We start from the raw sequence: 18,200 nt of genomic DNA on the forward strand, positions 1-18,200 counted from the left end.
TGCTCCAGAAGGCGGGTGTCCCATGGCTACGGCGCGGGCGTATCCATCCAGGACCACCAAGCGGCTGGGCGAGCTGTTGCTGGACGCCGGCGTGATCACCCCGGACCAGCTGGCCGAGGCCCTGGAGGAACAGAAGCGCACCGGCAAACGGCTGGCCCAGATCTTCATCGACCGGGGGCTGCTGGCCAAGGGCGAGGCCGGCCGCTGGCTGGCCCTGCAGCAGGGTTATGAGTATGTGAACCTCACGGCGGAGCCCATCGACGTCCGCATCGCCCGGCTGCTGCCCGAACCGTTCATCCGCCGCCTGATGGCCCTGCCCATCCGCCAGGAGGGCAACGAGCTGGTGGTGGCGATGGCCGATCCGTCGGACATCCTCGCCATCGACGAGATCGCCCGCGCCACCGGCCTGCGGGTGCAGCCCGTGTTCACCACCGAGAGCGATCTGGAGTGGGCGCTGGGGCAGCTCTTCGACGACGTGGCGGGCAAAATCAGCAAGGCCGCCAGCCTGGTGGACACCATCGAGTTCGGCGACTCGCGCAACGGCGAGGGCCCCGAGGAGGGGGTCGTGGTCCTGGGGAACGAGTCCTCGCCCCCCGTCATCCAGATGGTGGACTCGATCCTGCAGGCCGCCATCACCTCCCGGACCACCGACATCCACCTGGAACCGCAGCTGCACCAGGCGCGGGTCCGATTCCGCATCGACGGCATGCTGTACGACAAGGCCACCATCCCCCGGCTGCTGTACGCCGCGGTGGTGAGCCGCATCAAGGTCCTGGCGGCGCTGGACATCGCCGAGCACAACAAACCCCAGGACGGCCGCATCACCATGCGCCTGCGGGACCGGGAGTACGACGTGCGGGTGGGCATCACCAGCACGGCCTTCGGCGAGCGGGTGGTGATGCGGCTGCTGGACAAGAGCAACGTGATGCTGGGGCTGGACCGGCTGGGCATCCCGCCCGAGCAGGAGGAGCTGATCCACAACATCATCCGCAAGCCCCACGGCATGGTCCTGGTCACCGGGCCCACCGGCAGCGGCAAGACCACCACCCTGTACTCCTGCCTGCACGCCATCAACGACCCCTCCCGCAACATCATCACCATCGAGGACCCCATCGAGTACTACCTGGAGGGGATCTCCCAGATTCCGGTGCGGCCCCGGGCCGGGGTGACCTTCGCCACGGGCCTGCGCAGCATTCTCCGCCAGGACCCCGACGTGGTCATGGTGGGAGAGATCCGCGACGCCGAGACGGCCAAGATCTCGGTCCACGCAGCCCTCACCGGCCACCTGGTCTTCAGCACCCTGCACACCAACGACGCCGCCGGGTCGGTGGTGCGGCTGGTGGACATGGGCATCGAGCCCTACTTCATCACCTCCTGCCTGATCGCCACCATCGGCCAGCGCCTGATGCGGCGCCTGTGCCCCGCCTGCAAGCAGCCCTACCCCGTCACCCCCGGCCTGGTCACCGAGCTGGGCCTGCCCGGGGATGCCGCCGTCACCCTGTACCGCCCGGTGGGATGCCCCGAGTGCGACCACACCGGGTACCGGGGGCGCTTCTGCGTCATGGAGATCTTCCGGATGACCGACGCCATCCGGGACCTGGTCCTGGCCCGCAAACCCGCCAGCGCGCTGCGGGACGCCGCCGTGGCGGGGGGCATGACCACCATCCAGGAAGCCGCCCGCGCGCGGGTTGTGGACGGCACCACCAGCGTGGAAGAACTGCGCCGGGTCATCTACGTCGACGAGTAGCCCGGCTGTGGTATAATACCCGGCAAGCGACGGGGAGGAGTACCCGCGCGGCCCTCCCAGAGAGGGGCGCCCACGGCTGGCAGGCGCCCTGTGTCGGCCCGCGGGGAAGGTCGCCCCGGACGGCGACCGCGATCGAGCAGCCTGACGGCCTGCCAGAGCGGTCCGGGGTGCGCCCGTGATCGCGCTCCAAGAGCCGCACCGTCCGGGTGCGGAAGACAGGTGGTACCGCGGGGCCCGCGCCCCGTCCTGAGCGGACGGGGCGCTTGTCATTCACGCCCGGGGAGGATGCCGTGGCCCGAACGACGATCCCGACCACATACGATCCGCGCCAGGTGGAGGTGGCCCGCTACCGGATCTGGAAGGAGGCCGGCTACTTCCGGGCCGTCCCCGATCCGGCGCGCCGGCCGTGGGCGGTGATGATGCCGCTGCCCAACGTGACCGGCGAACTGCACATCGGACACGCCCTCAACAACAGCGTCCAGGATGTCCTGACCCGGTTCCGCCGGATGCAGGGCTACTGCGCCCTGTACCAGCCCGGCACCGATCACGCCGGCATCGCCACCCAGAACGTGGTGGAGCGGGAGCTGGCCCGGGAAGGCCTGCGGCGGGAGGACCTGGGGAGGGAGAAGTTCGAGGAGCGGGTGTGGGCCTGGGTGCGCAAGTACGGCAGCATCATCTACAGCCAGCTGGAACGCCTGGGCATGTCCTGCGACTGGGACCGCAAGGTGTTCACCCTGGACCCGGAGTATGCGGACGCGGTCCTGGAGGCGTTCGTCCGCCTGCACCGCAAGGGCCTGATCTACCGCGGCCGGCACATGGTGAACTGGTGCCCGCGCTGCGAGACGGTGATCTCGGACCTGGAGGTGGTCCACGAGGAGGTGGACTCCTCCCTGTGGTACGTGCGCTACCCCGGCGCTGACGGTTCGCCGGGTGTGGTGGTGGCCACCCAGCGCCCGGAGACGATCCTGGCCGACGTGGCCGTGGCGGTCCACCCCGCGGACGACCGCTACCTGCACCTGGTGGGCACCACCGTGCTCGTCCCCCTGGTGCGCCGGCCGGTGCCGGTCATCGCCGACCCGCGGGTGGACCCGGCGTTCGGCACCGGCGCCCTGAAGATCACGCCGGGCCACGACCCCCTGGACCGGGAGATCGGAGCCGACCACCACCTGCCGACCCTGGTGGTGCTGGACCCCCGGGGGAAGATGACGCCCGACACGGGCCGCTATGCCGGCCTGGACCGGTTTGCCGCCCGGGAGGCGGTGGCCGCCGACCTGCAGGCCGCCGGGCTGCTGGAGCGGGTCGAGCCCTACCGCACCAGCGTGGGGCACTGCGACCGCTGCCACACCGTCATCGAGCCCTACATCAGCGACCAGTGGTTCCTGGAGGTGGCCGACCTGGCCCGCCGGGCCGCCGACGCCATCCGCGCGGGGCAGGTGCGGTTCCACCCGGAGCGGTGGGCGAAGGTGGCGCTGGACTGGCTGGACGGGATCCGGCCCTGGGTGATCTCCCGCCAGCTCTGGTGGGGGCATCGCATTCCCGTCTGGCAGTGCGCGGCGTGCGGGGAGCGGACGGTCTCCAAGGCCGCGCCCCCGTCCTGCCCCCGCTGCGGGGCGGCCGACCTGGCGCAGGACCCCGACGTGCTGGACACGTGGTTCAGCTCGGCCCTGTGGCCCCTGGCGACCCTGGGGTGGCCCCGCGACACCGAGGACCTGCGCTACTTCTACCCCACCAGCGTCCTGGTCACGGACCGGGGCATCATCTTCCTGTGGGTCTGCCGGATGATCATGTTCGGCCTGGAGTTCATGAACCAGGTGCCCTTCGCCGACGTGTACATCCACCCCACGGTCCTCACCCTCACCGGCCAGCGGATGAGCAAATCCCTGGGCACCGGCATCGACCCCCTGGAGATGGCCGACGCCCGCGGATACGGGGCCGACGCGGTGCGCTATGCGCTGGTCTCCCGGTGCTCCCAGGCCCAGCAGGACATGCGGTTCGGCGAGAAGATGATCGCGGACGTCCGCACCTTCACCACCAAGCTGTGGAACGCCGCCCGCTTCGTCCTGCTGAACCTGGACGGGTTCGATCACCGGGCGCCCGTCCCCGGCCCCGAGGTCCTGTCGGCGGCCGACCGCTGGATTCGCAGCCGCCACACCCGGCTGACCGCCGAGGTGACGGCCCTGCTGGAGGGCTTCGAGTTCGACAAGGCCGCCCGCGCCCTCTACGACTTCCTGTGGGGGGAGTTCTGCGACTGGTACGTGGAGATGGCCAAGGGGGACCTGCAGCGGGAGGCCCGCCATCCGGCCCGCCGCCACGCCATCCAGCACACCCTGTGGTGGGTGCTGTCCCGGACCGTCCAGCTGCTGCACCCCATCATGCCGTTCATCACCGAGGAGGTCTGGCAGGCGCTGCCCCACGACGGTCCCAGCATCATGATCTCGCCGTGGCCCCAGGCCGACCCCGCCGCCGTGGACCCCCAGGCGGAAGCGGAGGTCCCGGTGGTGATGGAGACCATCCGGGCGATCCGCAGCCTGCGGGCCGACCTCTCCGTCCCGCCGGGCAGGCGCGTTCCGGTCCACCTGCGGGCCGAAGGAGACGCCCGCGCCGCCCTGGAGGCCGCGCGTCCGTACCTGATGGACCTGGCGCGGGTGGATCCCGTGCACCTGGACGACCCGAGCTCTCCCCGCCCGGCCGGGTGCGCCGCCGCCGTCCTGCCCGCGGTGGAAATCCTGCTGCCCCTGCGGGGCCTGGTGGATGTCCGTCGGGAGCAGGCCCGGTTGGCCCGGGCGCTGGAGGAGGTCACGGCGGAGATCCAGCGCCTGGACGCCCGACTGCAGGATCGGGAGTTCGTGGAGCGCGCGCCGGCGGACGTGGTCTCCCGGCAGCGCGAGCGGACCGAAGAGCTGCGGGCGCGCGCCCGCCGGATCCGCGAGCTCCTCGCCGCGCTGGCGGCGGAGGGCTGAGGCGCTGTGGAGGAGCCGGCCGCCGGACCGCAGAGGTACGAGGCGGCGCGCCGCGCCGCCCGCGCGCTTGCGGCCGCCGTGCGGGCTGCGCGGCTGTACTCGGTCGGACACGACCTGACGATCCGCCTGCTGCGGTCGGCCGGGCAGGCCCTGCGGGCCTACCTGGATGCCCACGGGCCCCTGGATCTGCGGGTGGCGCCCCGAGGGGTGGCGTTCGATTTCGCCCCCCAGGCCTGCGAGGACGACGTCGTCGCCGACCTCGGGCGGGCGCTGGATCTTGCCGGCGTCGACGGGCTGCGTTTTCTTCCCGACGTGACCGACGCGGACCTGGAGGCGCTGGCGGACGCCCTGGCGATGCCCCGGTCGGCCCTGGAGCGGGCGGGCGGCCTGGGGCGGCTGCTGGCGGGCCGCGGCGTCCGCGGGGTGTCGGCGCGCGGGCCTGCGCCCTCCGCGCCGGCCGGGGATCCGGTCGAGGATCTGCTGCGCGCCGTGCGGGAACGCCCCGACGAGGTCCCTGCCCGCCTGGTCCGCCTGGGTCCGGATCCCCTGGTGGCGGCGGAGATGCTGCGGAGGGCCGACGCCCGCGTGGCTGCCTGGCCCCCGGCGCAGAGGGACCAGGCCCGCGGCATCCTGGCCGATGCCCTGTTGAAGCTGGACGATCCTCTGCGGGCGGCCCTGGGCCGCGTGGTGGCCGACCATCTGGCCGACCCGTGGGCCGCGTCGGTGGCTGCCCGCTGGCCCGCGGTGGTGGCCGGTTCCCTCCTCGCGGATGTGGCGGACCTGCCGGGACGCCTGCGCGCGCTGCACCGGGGCCCCTTTGGCGGCCCGCTGCCCGATGCCCCTCCTCCCGCCGACGCAGAGGCGGCCCGGGCGGCGCTGGAGGCAGGCGTCGGGCGCAGCCGGGCAGCCGCCCGCCTGGTGGACGCCCTGCCTCACCTGGATGCCGCGCAGGTGGCCGAGGCGCTGGGGGTGGTGGAGCAGGTCCTGCACGATGCCGCCGCAGAGGGAGACACCGACGCGGTCGTCCGGATCCTGGCAGCCCTGGATCGGGTGTCGCGGCGCCTGCCCGACGCGCGGGCGGACCAGGTGCGCCAGGCCCTGGGCCGCCTCATGTCGGTGGAGGTGCGCGAAGTGCTGGCCGCGGGTGCCGCCGACCTGCCCGCGGACCACCCGCTGCGGGGGCTGCTGGCGGGGGCACCCGAAGCCATACCCGTGTTGCTGGAACTGCTGGCCGACGAGGAGCGGCTGGCGGTACGGCGGCGGCTGGTCGCCCTGCTGGCCGAGGCGGCGCGGGACCGGCTGCCCGCCCTGGCCGAGCACCTCTCCGATCCCCGCTGGTACGTGGCGCGCAACGTGGTCACCGCCCTGGCGTGGACCGCCGATCCCCGGGCGGTTCCGTACCTGCGGGCCGCCCTTCATCACGGCGACCTGCGCGTGCGCGCCGAAGCCCTGGCCGGGCTCGCCTCCCTGGGGACGCCGGAGGCCCGCGGGGCCCTCCAGGAGGCGACCCGTCACCCGGATCCGGCGACGCGGGAGGCCGCGGGGCGGTGGCTGGCCGCCCTGGGTGGGGGAGGGGATGGACGGAGCGGCTGAGCTGGTCCAGGCGCTGTGGGCGGCCCTTGCGCACGTCCGCCACTACGGATCCGGCCATCCGTCCGCCGGCGTGGCCATCCGCCGGTGCGCCGACCTGTTCCGGAAGGCCGCTCCGGTCCAGATCGTGGTGGAGCCCAGACGCCTCGTGGTCCAGGGCCAGCCCTTCGGGCCCGGCGATCCCGCCGCCGCGTCCCTGAGGGCCTACCTCGAGGCCCGAAGGGTCCCGGGGTTGGTGATCGGCATCCAGGCCGCCGAGGCCTCGGTGGCGGCCCTCATCCGGGTCCTGGCCCGCGAGCCCGAGGAGATCGTTGCGGCCGGCGGCCTGCGGGATGCCCTGGGGGAGGAGGGAGCGGACGGGATCGACCTCCCCGAGCAGACCTCGCCACCCCCGAGCCACGATGCCTACGACGCCGCCCTGGACGCCGCGGCCGCGGCGGCCGAAGCCGCCGAGCGGGGCGAGCCGGTGGACCTGCCCCGGGTGCGGGACGCGGCGGCCGCCCTGGTCCGGGCGATGCGGGACAGCCCGCCCGCCGTCTGGATCCGCGTCGCCGACAGGGCGCACGATGAAACCGATCCGGCTCATGCCGTCAACGTGGCCGTCCTGACCGCGGGAGCAGGTGCCGCCCTGGGACTGACCCCGGCCGCGCTGACGGAGCTGGCCGCCGCCGCCTTCCTGCACGACATCGGCCTGGCCATTCTGCCGTATCCCCGGCGCCTGGCCGAGAGGACGGCACAAGGACCGTCGCCGGAGTGGACGCACCCGGCGGCGGGCGCCTGGCTGCTCCGCCATGCGGCCCGAACGAGCCCGGTGCTTGTGGTGGTCGCATCCGAGCACCACCTGCCGTCGCTGGGGGATGAGGCCTCCGCGCCAGCCCGCCTGGTGTCCCTGGCAGACTACGTGGACGCCCTCACCTGCGGGCGGGTCCCCGCCCACCGGAAGGCGGCGGTGGGCCCGCTGCTCTCGCAGGTGCTGGCGGGAGGAGGTCCGGCCTTCGATCCGTCCTACGTGCGGGCCCTCGCCCGCGCGCTCCGGGAGGCGGAGGGGTCCGGCGCCAGGTTCTCACCACCCGAGCGGCCCTGACGTCTGCCGGAGACGCCGGCGGGGTACCTGGCCGGAAGGACCATGCCCGGGGGGGCCCGCAGGGACGAACGGCCCATTGAGCCCGCCCGCGAGTCCCCTCTACACTGGGTCGGGTGGCGGAGCGTCCGGTGGCCAAGGTCCAGCGCAAGCGCATCGGTGACATCCTGGTGGAGACCGGGGTCATCACCCCCCAGCAGCTGGCCGAGGCGCTGGCCCAGCAGCGCCGCACCCGCGAGCGGCTGGGCCGCATCCTCGTCGAGCAGGGGGCGGCGACCGAGCGCCAGCTCGCCCAGGCCCTGGCGGCCCAGCTGGACCTGCCCCTGGTGAGCCTGTCCTCCGCCCGCATCGACCCCGCCGCCGTCCGCCTGGTCCCGGAGGTCATCGCGCGCAAGCGCAAGGTCCTCCCCCTGCAGCTGGACGGAGGCCACCTGGTCGTGGCCATGGCCGACCCCCTGGACGTCTTCGCCCTGGACGACGTGGCCATCGCGGCCCGCCGCCCGGTCAAGCCGGTGGTGGCGATGGAGTCGGAGGTTGAAGCGACCATCGAGCGCGTCTACGGCATGGGGGCGGCCGCCCAGGCGGTCCTGGGCGAGGTGGAGGAGGCCGTGCCGTCGGTGGAGGAGGCCGAGGACGCCCCGGTGGTGCGGCTGGTCAACCTGATCCTCTCCCAGGCCGTCCGCGACCGGGCCAGCGACATCCACCTGGAACCGACCGAGGGCGACGCCCGGGTGCGCTACCGGGTGGACGGCGTCCTGCACACGGTGATGACGGTGCCGCGCTCGGTCTACCCGGCGGTGGTGTCCCGGGTGAAGGTCCTGGCGCGGCTGAACATCGCCGAGCGGCGGCTGCCCCAGGACGGCGCGTTCGAGTCGGCCCTGGACGGCCGGAGGATCGACGTCCGGGTCTCCACGGTCCCCACGGTGCACGGGGAGCGGGTGGCCCTGCGCCTGCTGGACCGCAGCCAGGGGGTGCTGCCCCTGGACCAGCTGGGGATGGATGCCCGCACCCGCCGCCGGTACGAGGGGCTGATCCGCCAGCCCTTCGGCATCATCCTGGTCAGCGGCCCCACCGGCAGCGGCAAGACCACCACCCTCATCAGCACCCTGGCGCAGCTCAACGCGCCCGACAGGAACATCATCACCATCGAGGATCCGGTGGAGTACCAGCTGCCCGGCGTCAGCCACATCCAGGTGAACCCCCGGTCCGGGCTCACGTTCGCGACCGGGCTGCGGTCCATCGTCCGCCAGGATCCGGACATCATCATGATCGGCGAGATCCGCGACGTGGAGACGGCCGAAATCGCCATCCACGCCGCGCTGACCGGGCACCTGGTGCTCACCACCATCCACACCAACGACGCCCCCTCGGCCCTGACCCGCCTGGCCGACATGGGGATCGAGCCCTACCTGATCGCCTCGGCGGTGATCGGCGTGGCCTCCCAGCGGCTGGTCCGGCTGCTGTGCGCCGAGTGCAAGCAGCCGGCGCCCATCCCCAAGGACCTGATGGCCTGGCTGGCGGGGGCGGTGCGCGAGCCCCTGCCGGCGGCGGAGTTCGCGCGGCCGGGGGGGTGCGCCGCCTGCCGCCACACCGGCTACCAGGGCAGGACGGGGATCTTCGAGGTGCTGGTGATGACCGACGCCGTGCGCCGCAAGGTCCTGGCCCGGGCGTCCGCCGCCGAGATCGGCGAGGCGGCCCGGGCGGAGGGGATGATCCCCATGCGGGCCGACGGCATGCTCAAGGCCCTGCGCGGGCTCACGACGGTGGAGGAGGTCCTGCGGGTCACGCGGGTGGAGGAACCCACACTGTAGGGGGAAATCCCCCGTGGAAACGTTGAAAATTCAATCCACTCCATCTCCTCAATCTGCCCGATCTTCTCAATCCGGCGACGCGTAGATCGAGTAGATTGGGTAGATTGAGGAGATCGAGTAGATCGTCTCAGCGGTTCGCCGCCTGGCGGATCGCCGCGATGATCTCGGTGGCCGGCTGGTCCTTGACCAGCAGCCCCTGCAGCCCGCTGCGGGCGACCCGCTCGGGATCCAGGGCGCCGGGAAACGCGGTGAGCATGAAGACCTTCGTCTCCGGCAGCTCCCGCACGATGGTCCGGGCAGCCGTGTAGCCGTCCATCCCGCTCATGCGGAAGTCGATCAGCACCACGTCGGGGCGCAGCTCCCGGGCGCGCGCCACCGCCTCGCCGCCCTCCCCGGCCTCGCCCACCACCTCCAGGTCGGGCTGGGTCTGCAACACCCGGGCCATCCGCTGCCGGTAGGAGGGGTTGTCGTCGACCAGCATCACCCGGATCTTCCGCACCGCACGCCTCCCCGCAGGCACACCCACTGTACGGCCGCCCCCGCCGGGGGTAAATCGGACGAAGGTACCAGGGAATCCGGGACAGGAGCCGGGCGGGCGCCGCTCTACCCGCCTCCTTCCGGAGGCCGCACCAGCCCGCTGCGCAGGGCCAGCACGGCCGCCTGGGTGCGGCTGTTCACGTGGAGCTTCTCCATGATGTTGCTGAGGTGGTTCTTGACGGTGCGCTCGCTGATGGACAGGCGGCGGGCGATCTCCTTGTTGGCCAGCCCGCCGGCCACCAGCTGCAGGATCTCGACCTCCCGGGGGGTGAGGGGGAGGTGGACCCCGGCCAGGTCGGTCCTCTCCCGGGTGCGGGCGAACTCGCGCATGACCTTGGCGGCCATGGTGGGCGCCAGCAACCCCTCCCCGCCGTGGACCACCCGGATGGCCCGGACCAGTTCGTCGGGAGTGCAGTCCTTGAGCAGGTAGCCCATGGCGCCGGCCTTGATGGCCTCGAACAGGTACTCCTCGTCGGCGTGCACGGTCAGCATGATGATGCCGGTGCGGGGGCTGCGGGCCTTGATCATCCGGGCGGCGTCGATGCCGGACAGGCCGGGCATGGCCACGTCCAGCAGGACCACGTCGGGCGCCAGGTCCTCCACCATCCGGACGGTCTGGTCGCCGGTCTCGGCCTCGCCCACCACCTCCACATCGCCGGCCGCCTCCAGCAGCCGGCGCACCCCCTGCCGGAACAGGGCGTGGTCGTCCGCGAGCAGCACCCGCACCGCGGCCCCGTTCACCCGCTCACCTCCCCAGCGGCACCCGCACCGTGACCGTGGTTCCCCGCCCGGGCGCGCTCTCCACGTCCAGGCGTCCGCCCACCAGCGCCGCCCGCTCTTCCATGGACACCAGCCCCAGGTGGCGCCGGCCCGGCGGCTGGGCCCGGTAGGCGGCCACGTCGAAGCCGATGCCGTTGTCGGTGACCGAGGCGGTGCACCCGTCGTCGTCCACCCGCGCCCGGATCTGCACCGCCGTGGCCCGGGCGTGGGTCCGCACGTTGGTCAGGGCCTGGCGCACGATGGCCAGGATGGCGTGGCGGACCGCCGACGGCAGGCGGGAGGTCTCGCCGGTGGTCTCCACGGCGGTGGCGATGCCCGTCTGCCTCTGGAACTCCCGCCCCAGCGCCTCCAGGGCGGCCGGCAGCTCGCTGCCGACGTCGGGCTGCCGGCGCAGGTCCGACATATACTCCCGCAGTTCCCGCATGGCCCGCTCCAGCAGCCCCCGGAGATCTGCGAGGTCTGTGGCCGTCCGGTCGCCGCCGGAGAGGGTCAGGGCCACCAGGTCCGTCTGCAGGAGGGCGTCGGCCAGGGTCTGGGCCACCCCGTCGTGGAGCTCCCGGGCGATGCGGCGGCGTTCCTCCACGATGCCGATGTCGGCGATGCGGTGGGCGGTGCGGACCATCTGCACCGCGGCCGCCATCTGCGCGGACACGGCCGCCAGCCGGTCCGGGGCGGTCGGGCCGTCCGCGGCCAGGCCGAACGCCACCGCGCCGATGGTCTTGCCGTCCACGGTGAGGGGCACGCACGCCGCCACCTCCTGCGATCCGGGCGGCGCGCTGAGGGTGTGCACCTGCCCCTGGGTGCTGGCGGCCAGCAGCCCGGGCAGCAGGCCCAGCGCCGCCTGACCGCCGATGCCCCGGCTGGCCACCACCTCCACCATGCCGGTGTCCTCCCGCTCCAGGGCCAGGACGGCAAACCGCGCCGCCGTCAGCGAGCGGGCCTGGTCGAGCAAAGCCGGCCACAGCACCGAGGGGTCTCGGGCCAGAGCCCGGGTCACGTCGCCGATGCCCGCGGCCACCTCGACCAGCGCCGCGGCCAGCTCGCGCTCGGCCCGGGCCCTGATCAGGACCGGAGCGGCGGCCCGGGCCAGCAGGTCGGCCGTCTGGAGATCCTCCAGGGTGAACCACGGCCGGGTGGCCATCCGGTTGAGGTTCAGCACGCCCAGGGGGCGCGATCCGGCGGTGAGCGGCACGCACAGGGACGAGCCCAGTTCCTGGCGCGTCAGGGGGACGGGGGTGGAGGTCCCGGGCGTCAGCAGGATCGGACGGCCCTCCCGGGCCACCCACCCGGCGATTCCCTCGCCCAGGCGAGGCCGGGCGTCGGCGGACCCCTCCCGGAGGCCGCGGGACGCCAGGATCTCCAGCCGGTCCTCGCGGTCCAGGTAGACCATCACCGACCCGCTGTCGGCACCCAGCAGCCTTGACATTTCGTCCAGGACTGCCTCGGCCGTGGCCTGCACGGGTCCCGGCGACGTCGCCCGCTCAGACAGGACTCTCACCGCGGCCTCCAGTGCGGCCCGCCGCCCGCTGCGGACGCCGGCGGCCGCGGCGGTCAGGGCGGTGGCCACAAGCGCCACTGCGGCCGCCGCCCATCCGGCCGCCGAGGGGACCGGCAGCGCCCTCTGCGCGGTGGCCGCGGCGCCGGCCACCACCGCTGCCGCCGCGACCCCACCCTGGTAGCCCGTGAGCACGCCCGCGGCCGCCACCACCGGAAATCCGAGGAACAGAAAGCCCTGGGCGCGCGCGGCCAGCAGCAGTCCGGCGGCGACGGCCGCGACATCCAGCCCGATCCCCACGCGGGCTGCCCGGACCGCCTGGGTCGGCAGCCTCCACGCCCACAGCGCCAGGACGAGGGCGTACCCCGCCATGCCCACGAACAACGCCGCCGGCGTGTGCGGCCCGCCGGGAGCGGCAACATCGTGGGCCACCAGCAGTGCCAGGACCAGCCACCGGACAGCCAGGGTGGCGTGGGCGACGTCAGCGTGAGTGTCCACCGGCCCGCCGGCCGCAGAAACACGATGCATCGCGGCTCACACTTCGTACATGCCCGCCCCAACCCCTGTCGGCGCCGCCGGGCGTGCCCGGGCGGGGCGTGGGACTTTCGTCCGATTGCCGCCCGCGCGCACCGCTGGTACACTGGCGCCGCCCGGGCGGCGGGGGAGGAGGGGGAATGGCGCGCTACGTGTACCGGGCCTGGGATCAGGCCGGCCGGCTGGCGACCGGGGTTCTGGACGCCGACAGCCCCCGGGTCGCCGCCGCCCTGCTGCAGGCCCGGGGCTACCTGGTGACGTCCCTGCAGGAACAGGATCAGACCCCGAAGGCCGCAGGGCAGATCCGGGGAGGACGCATCGGGCGCGCCCAGCTGGTCCTGTTCACCCGCCAGCTGGCCACCATGATCTCGGCCGGCCTGCCCATCGTCACGGCCCTGCATGTCTTAGAGGACCAGATCGGCCACCGGCGGTTCCGGGACGTCATTGCGGCCGTGCGCGCCGGCATCGAGCGGGGCGGCAGCCTGTCCGAGGAGATCGCCCGCCACCCGAACGTCTTCTTCGAGTTCTACGTGAACACGGTCCGCTCCGGCGAGGTCAGCGGCGTCCTGGACGCCTCCCTGAACTACCTGGCCGACTACCTGGAGAAGGAGTACGACCTGGTGCAGCGGGTGCGCACCGCGGCCACGTACCCGCTGCTGGTTCTGGCCTTCACCCTGCTGGTGGCCGCCGCCGCCGTCGTCTTCATCGTCCCGGTCTTCGTCCAGATTTTCGCCTCCTTCAAGGTGCCCCTGCCCCTGCTGACCCGCGTCCTGGTCAGGACCAGCGTCCTGGTGCGCACCTACTGGTGGGCGGCCGGGGCAGCCCTGGCCCTGGCGGCCGCGGGCGCGGGGTCCCTCCGCCGCACCCGGACCGGCCGGGAGGTCCTGGACGCCCTCCTGCTCCGTCTGCCGGTGGCCGGGTCCCTGATCCACCGGCTGGCGCTGGCGCGCTTTGGCCGGGCGATGGCGGTGATCATCCGCAGCGGCATCCCCCTGCTGGAGGGCCTGGCGGTGGTAGCCACGGCGCTGGGCAACCGGGTCGTGGGCCGACAGGTGGAGGCGGCCCGGGAAGGGATGCGGGCCGGGCTGTCCATGGCCGAATCCCTGCGCCGCCAGCCCCTGATCCCCCCCATGGTGGTGCAGATGGTGCGGGTGGGAGAGGAGACCGGCGCGATGGAGGACGTGCTCATCAAGCTGGCCGAGTTCTACGAGCGCGAGGTGGACAACGCGGTCAAGAGGTTCGCGTCGGTGGTGGAGCCCATCCTGATCGTCTGCGTGGGCGGCGTGGTGGCCGTGGTGGCGCTGGCGGTCCTGCTGCCCATCTGGACGCTGATCGCCACCCTGCCGCGCTGACCGGGCCCAAAGCGCGGGCCCCGCCTCCCCGTAGGCCGTTGGTCCCATCCGAATCGCCCGAACGTCCCATTGTGACGGCACCCCAGATGCCCTGACAATGGCGGCGGAACGCGCCACCGGCCGCCGGCACGGCGGTGGGGGCGCGCATCCCGCACAACCGTCGAGGGGGAGACGAGCATGGACGCCATGGGGAAGGACCGGAGGGGATTCACCCTCATCGAGATCGCCATCGTGGTGGCGATCATCGGCATCCTGCTGCTGATCGCGCTGCCGCTGTTCACCGGCGCGCGCACCCGGGCGTATGTGGCCGAGGCCCGCAGCCTGGCCTCCGAGTGGAAGGCGCTGGCGTGGAGCTGCCTGGTGGAGCGCAACTTCCGGGAGTCACGCTGCGACAGTATGGCGAAGATCGGGTGGACGCCTCCGCCTGACAGCGACGCGTGGGACTGGACCGGAGGAGCGTTTGTGGCCTGCGGCATCGCGGCGGCCGGCACCATCAACCCCGCGACGCTGACCCCGTGCGCGGGAGCCACGGACAACACCAACAACGACTCGTACCTGGCGCTGGTCGTGCCGCCCAACACCACCACCAACCTGGTGACCAACCGCTACGTGCTGGTGATCCGGACCAACACCGGGGTCGTGCAGGAGAGCCCGGCCGACGGGTCGACGATCTAGCCGCCCGCCGGGTCCGGGGGGTCCTGTGGAGCAGCGGCGCGATTCCTGCCGGCAGGCGGGCGGGCGGCGGGACCAGACGGGCCTGGGCGCCCTCGAAGTCCTGCTGGCCCTGACCCTGGTGGCCGTCCTGGTGGCGGTGGGCCTGCCCCCCCTGCAGCGGTACCTGGCGCTGCGGGACCTGGAGCAGGCCGCCCGGGGCCTGGCCGCCGACCTGCGGCTGACCCAGCAGTATGCCCTGACCCAGCACGAGGCCTACCGCCTGGCCTACGCCGCGGGCCGCTACACCGTCGCCCGGGTCAGCGACGGCGCGGTCAGCAAGCAGGTGGACGTGCCGGCGTCGGTGACGGTCACCAGCACCTGGGCGGGGGACGCCGTCGAGTTCGCGCCCACGGGAGCGCCCGCGGCGGCGGGGTCGTTCTGCCTGACCGACGGGGCCACCGCCAGGCAAGTGGAGGTCCTGCCGACGACGGGGCGGGTCTCCGTCCAGGAGGTCCCGACGTGTCCGTAGGCGGCGAGAGAGGGATGACCCTGGTCGAGGTGGTGGCCGCCGTGGCGGTGTTCGGCCTGGTGGCCGCCGTCCTGACGGGGTTCTACCTCATCGCCTCGACCCGCGGGCTGCTGGGGCGCGACACCACCGCAGCGGCGCTGCTGGCCCAGCAGCGCATCGAGCAGGCGCAGGTCCTGGCCTACGGCAGCCTGGCCGGCCTGGCCGGCACCGAGGTCCTGGACTCCCTGGGCGTCCCCGCCGCCGACGGCCCGTACACGCGGACGACGGTGGTGACCACGCCGGCGCTGGGAACATCCCGGCTCACCCAGGTGGACGTCACCGTGTCCTGGACGGACCAGAACATCCCCCGGCAGGTCACCCTGTCCACCCTGGTGGTCCAGCGATGAGTCCCTCCCGCGCCCAGCAGGGCCTGACGCTGCTGGAGACGGTGCTGGCCGTGGCGCTGCTGGCCCTGGTCCTGGCCGCAGTGTATGCCCTGGTGACCGTCGGTGCGCGCGGGTGGGCCGGACTGGTGGGCCAGGCCGACGTCCAGCAGCACCCGCGGGTGGCGGTGTCCCGGATCCTCGCCGAGGTGCGCCAGTCGCGGGACTTCGTGATCTCCTCCGGCGGGACCAGCCTGGGGCTGGTGAAGGTCACCCGCCTGACCGCCGACGCCCTGCCGGGGGCGACGGCGGTCTCGGTGGAGGACGCCTCCCCGCTGGCCGCCGGCCGGCCCGTGACCCTGATCCGCCTCACCAGCGCCGAGACGGCATCCGCGGCATCCGTGGCGGGCACCACGGTCACCCTGTCGGCGCCTCTGGGCCTGCCCCACCGCCGCGGGGAGCCGGTCCGCCGGGGCCAGACCACCCTGGCCGCCCCCGCCGCCGCCGGGACCACCACGCTGGCCGTCGCGGACGCTGTCCTGGCAGCGGGGGATGCGGTGGCCGTGGGGACGGAGGGGCCGTTTGTCGTCACCGCGGTCGCCGGAACCAGCGCAACCGTGACGCCCGCGCTGGGCCGCTCCCACGCCGCCGGAGAGCCCGTGCAGCCGCTGGCGGTGGTGTACACGCTGGCCGGCACGCAGCTCCTGCGCAACGGGGTGGTGCTGGCGGACCTGCTGTCGGCTCCTCCGGGACGCGCCCTGTTCAGCGCTCCCGCCGCCGTCCTCGCCGCGGGGGTTCCGGTGGGAGCGACCCGGCTGTGCGTGGACACGGTCGCCGGCTTCTCCGCCGGAGACCGCGTGCAGGTCGGACAGGAGCTCTACGGGGTCCAGGCCTTCCCGGCGGACCGCCTCCAGGTGCTGAGCGTCGACTCCGCCGCCGGCTGTCTTGTGGTCAGCCCCGGCGTCGCGTTCGCGCGCCCGGCCGGAACCCCCGTGCGGGTGATGGTGGTGGAGGTCAGCCTTCTGGCTTCCCAGTACAACGACGCCCTCGGCCAGACCCAGACCGCCGCCATCGTGTCCAGGGCGGCCCTGAGGAACTGAGGGGGGACCGACGGTGCTCGGGGTCCGGATTGCGTGCTTCGGCAAGATGAGGACGGCGTGCCCGGCTCTTGAGTCCCACACCGCGGACCGCTCGCCGGGTGAGCACGGGGCCGCCCTGGTGGCCGTGCTGGTCATCATCGTCCTGCTGACGGTGCTGGGCGCGGCCATGGTCAGCCTGGCCCTGACCGAGGTGACCATCGCCTTCGCCCAGGCCGACGCCGCCGCCGCCCAGGCGCTCGCCGACGCCGGCGCGGCGCGGGCCGCCTACGAACTCAGCGTCGACCCGGCGTGGCCGGGCGGGACCGGCTCCCTGGGCGGAGGGCAGTACCAGGTGACCGTCGCCGGCGGCGGGACCGTCGCGGTGATCGATGCCGTGGGCACCCAGGGCGGGGGACGCCGCCGGGTGGCCGCCGCCGTCGTGGTCCTGCCGCCGTTCCTGGCGTACGCGGTCCTGGCCAACACCACCGCCACCCTGGGCGGTCCCGCGCCGGGGCTGGTCGTCCGCAACGGTCTGCCGTCGGCTGACGCGGGCGCAGCCCACGCCAGCAACCGCCTGGGAGCGGCCACGGCGCTGACCGTGAGCACCGCCACGGCCACCGTGGCGGGGGGCCTGACGGCCCAGGGGACCATCGCCGGGGTCAGCTGCGCCACCTGGCCGTGGCGGTGCAGCGAGACCTTCGGGGTGCTGCCGTTTCCGCGCCTGGACGTCGACGGCGCGGGGGCCGGCAGCCTGCAAAGCCGCGCCCGCGCCGCCGTGGATCCTGTGGACGGCCTGAACCTGTACTTCCGGGGAGGGGACCGGACCAGCCGGTGCCGCAGCGGCGGGGCGTGGAACTTCGGCGCCAACGAGACCCAGCGGTGCTGGGACAAGTACGTGAACGACCGCGGGGGCGTGCTGGGCGCGGGGATGGCCGGCGCGGTGTTCTACGTGGAGTTCAACCCCAACGAGAACACCAGCTACCGCCAGCCCATCGGCGGACCTCCAGGCCCCCGCACCGTGGACTGCATCGGATGGGAGTCGGCCACCGAGACCCTGTGCCTGCGCGCGCGGCCGGCCCAGGCCCGGGGATCGTGCGCGCCTCCGGCCCTGCCGTGCGGGAACATCGAGTACCCCCAGAGCGCCCTCCGGCAGGTCACCGGCACCATCGTGGTCTTCCGCCGGGGGGCCGGGACCACGGTGGTGGGAGATGCGGTCCTGGAAAACCCTGCCCTGCGCACGACGGACTACCTCCACGCGTCCTGGGGCCCCGACCCCGCCCTGCTCGCCGCGGGACGGCTGCTGCTGGCGTCGTCGGGCGCGGCCGCATCCGCGCGCACCGTGATCCTGCGCGGCGTGGTCTACACCCTGGCCGGCCAGGACAACCCCGACGCGGCCGGCCAGCTGCAGGGATCGGCCTCCTCCGGCATCGCGATCCAGCACGGCGCCGATCAGGTCGCGGTGGTCATCCTGGGGGTGCTGATGTCCAACGGGTCCATCACCGTCCAGGACACCGCCGCCAACGGGGGCACGGTGGCGGTCGAGTTCGACCCGGCCGCCCTGGACGCTCTGCCGGGCCCGTTCGCCTCCGCCACACCCGCCCGCGTCGTCATTCCCCTGTCGTGGTCCAGCGGGGATTGACCTGCGCGGCGCCGGGGGAACTGCCGGCGGCCGGCGCGAATACAGGGCGG

Annotated in this window: 14 protein-coding genes; 11 read left to right on the forward strand and 3 right to left on the reverse strand. The window is 73.6% G+C overall.

The genetic code is table 11. The annotated features are described in order from the left end of the window. Positions 1-22 precede the first annotated feature (22 nt). The 5 genes from RB150_04905 to RB150_04925 all read left to right on the forward strand — a co-directional run bounded on the left by RB150_04905 (position 23) and on the right by RB150_04925 (position 9,189). Complete coding sequence (locus RB150_04905) at positions 23-1,747, forward strand: ATPase, T2SS/T4P/T4SS family (protein ID MDQ7819872.1); 1,725 nt, start codon at positions 23-25, stop codon at positions 1,745-1,747. Positions 1,748-2,037: 290 nt separating this feature from the next. Continuing rightward, on the forward strand, positions 2,038-4,707 hold the full coding sequence (locus RB150_04910) for a valine--tRNA ligase (protein MDQ7819873.1): 2,670 nt from the start codon (positions 2,038-2,040) through the stop codon (positions 4,705-4,707). A 6-nt stretch (positions 4,708-4,713) separates the two neighbouring features. Further along, the gene (locus RB150_04915; GenBank protein MDQ7819874.1) at positions 4,714-6,300 is read left to right on the forward strand and encodes a HEAT repeat domain-containing protein; all 1,587 of its coding nucleotides are present in this window, start codon (positions 4,714-4,716) and stop codon (positions 6,298-6,300) included. Then, positions 6,284-7,381, forward strand: coding sequence for an HD domain-containing protein (locus tag RB150_04920; protein MDQ7819875.1), 1,098 nt, complete (start codon positions 6,284-6,286; stop codon positions 7,379-7,381). The genes RB150_04915 and RB150_04920 overlap by 17 nt, the downstream gene beginning before the upstream one ends. A 128-nt stretch (positions 7,382-7,509) precedes the next feature. Beyond that, a complete protein-coding gene (locus RB150_04925; protein MDQ7819876.1) occupies positions 7,510-9,189 on the forward strand; it encodes a GspE/PulE family protein in 1,680 nt (559 codons plus the stop codon). A gap of 127 nt (positions 9,190-9,316) precedes the next feature. Here the strand turns inward: RB150_04925 and RB150_04930 are convergent, their stop codons facing one another. The 3 genes from RB150_04930 to RB150_04940 form a co-directional block, all read right to left on the reverse strand. Next, positions 9,317-9,688: a response regulator transcription factor gene (locus tag RB150_04930; protein ID MDQ7819877.1), complete on the reverse strand. Its 372-nt coding sequence runs from the start codon at positions 9,686-9,688 to the stop codon at positions 9,317-9,319. Positions 9,689-9,792: 104 nt separating this feature from the next. Next, positions 9,793-10,467, reverse strand: coding sequence for a response regulator transcription factor (locus RB150_04935; protein ID MDQ7819878.1), 675 nt, complete (start codon positions 10,465-10,467; stop codon positions 9,793-9,795). Between the two features lie 4 nt (positions 10,468-10,471). Next, on the reverse strand, positions 10,472-12,499 hold the full coding sequence (locus tag RB150_04940; GenBank protein ID MDQ7819879.1) for a GAF domain-containing sensor histidine kinase: 2,028 nt from the start codon (positions 12,497-12,499) through the stop codon (positions 10,472-10,474). A gap of 176 nt (positions 12,500-12,675) precedes the next feature. Between RB150_04940 and RB150_04945 the strand changes: the two genes are divergently transcribed. From RB150_04945 to RB150_04970, 6 genes are all read left to right on the forward strand, one after another. Then, positions 12,676-13,887 (forward strand): type II secretion system F family protein, encoded by a 1,212-nt coding sequence (locus RB150_04945; protein ID MDQ7819880.1) that lies wholly within the window; start codon positions 12,676-12,678, stop codon positions 13,885-13,887. A gap of 177 nt (positions 13,888-14,064) precedes the next feature. Next, the gene (locus RB150_04950; protein ID MDQ7819881.1) at positions 14,065-14,562 is read left to right on the forward strand and encodes a prepilin-type N-terminal cleavage/methylation domain-containing protein; all 498 of its coding nucleotides are present in this window, start codon (positions 14,065-14,067) and stop codon (positions 14,560-14,562) included. Between the two features lie 25 nt (positions 14,563-14,587). Then, positions 14,588-15,070: a hypothetical protein gene (locus RB150_04955; protein MDQ7819882.1), complete on the forward strand. Its 483-nt coding sequence runs from the start codon at positions 14,588-14,590 to the stop codon at positions 15,068-15,070. Then, entirely contained in the window at positions 15,061-15,456 is a 396-nt protein-coding gene (locus RB150_04960) for a prepilin-type N-terminal cleavage/methylation domain-containing protein (protein ID MDQ7819883.1), read from the forward strand. Before RB150_04955 ends, RB150_04960 begins: the two co-directional genes overlap by 10 nt. Beyond that, entirely contained in the window at positions 15,453-16,532 is a 1,080-nt protein-coding gene (locus tag RB150_04965) for a prepilin-type N-terminal cleavage/methylation domain-containing protein (GenBank protein ID MDQ7819884.1), read from the forward strand. Before RB150_04960 ends, RB150_04965 begins: the two co-directional genes overlap by 4 nt. A 46-nt stretch (positions 16,533-16,578) precedes the next feature. Then, positions 16,579-18,150, forward strand: coding sequence for a hypothetical protein (locus tag RB150_04970; GenBank protein ID MDQ7819885.1), 1,572 nt, complete (start codon positions 16,579-16,581; stop codon positions 18,148-18,150). Positions 18,151-18,200: the final 50 nt, after the last annotated feature.

Source organism: Armatimonadota bacterium (genome assembly GCA_031081675.1).
In the GTDB taxonomy this organism is placed as follows: domain Bacteria; phylum Sysuimicrobiota; class Sysuimicrobiia; order Sysuimicrobiales; family Kaftiobacteriaceae; genus Calidihabitans; species Calidihabitans tengchongensis.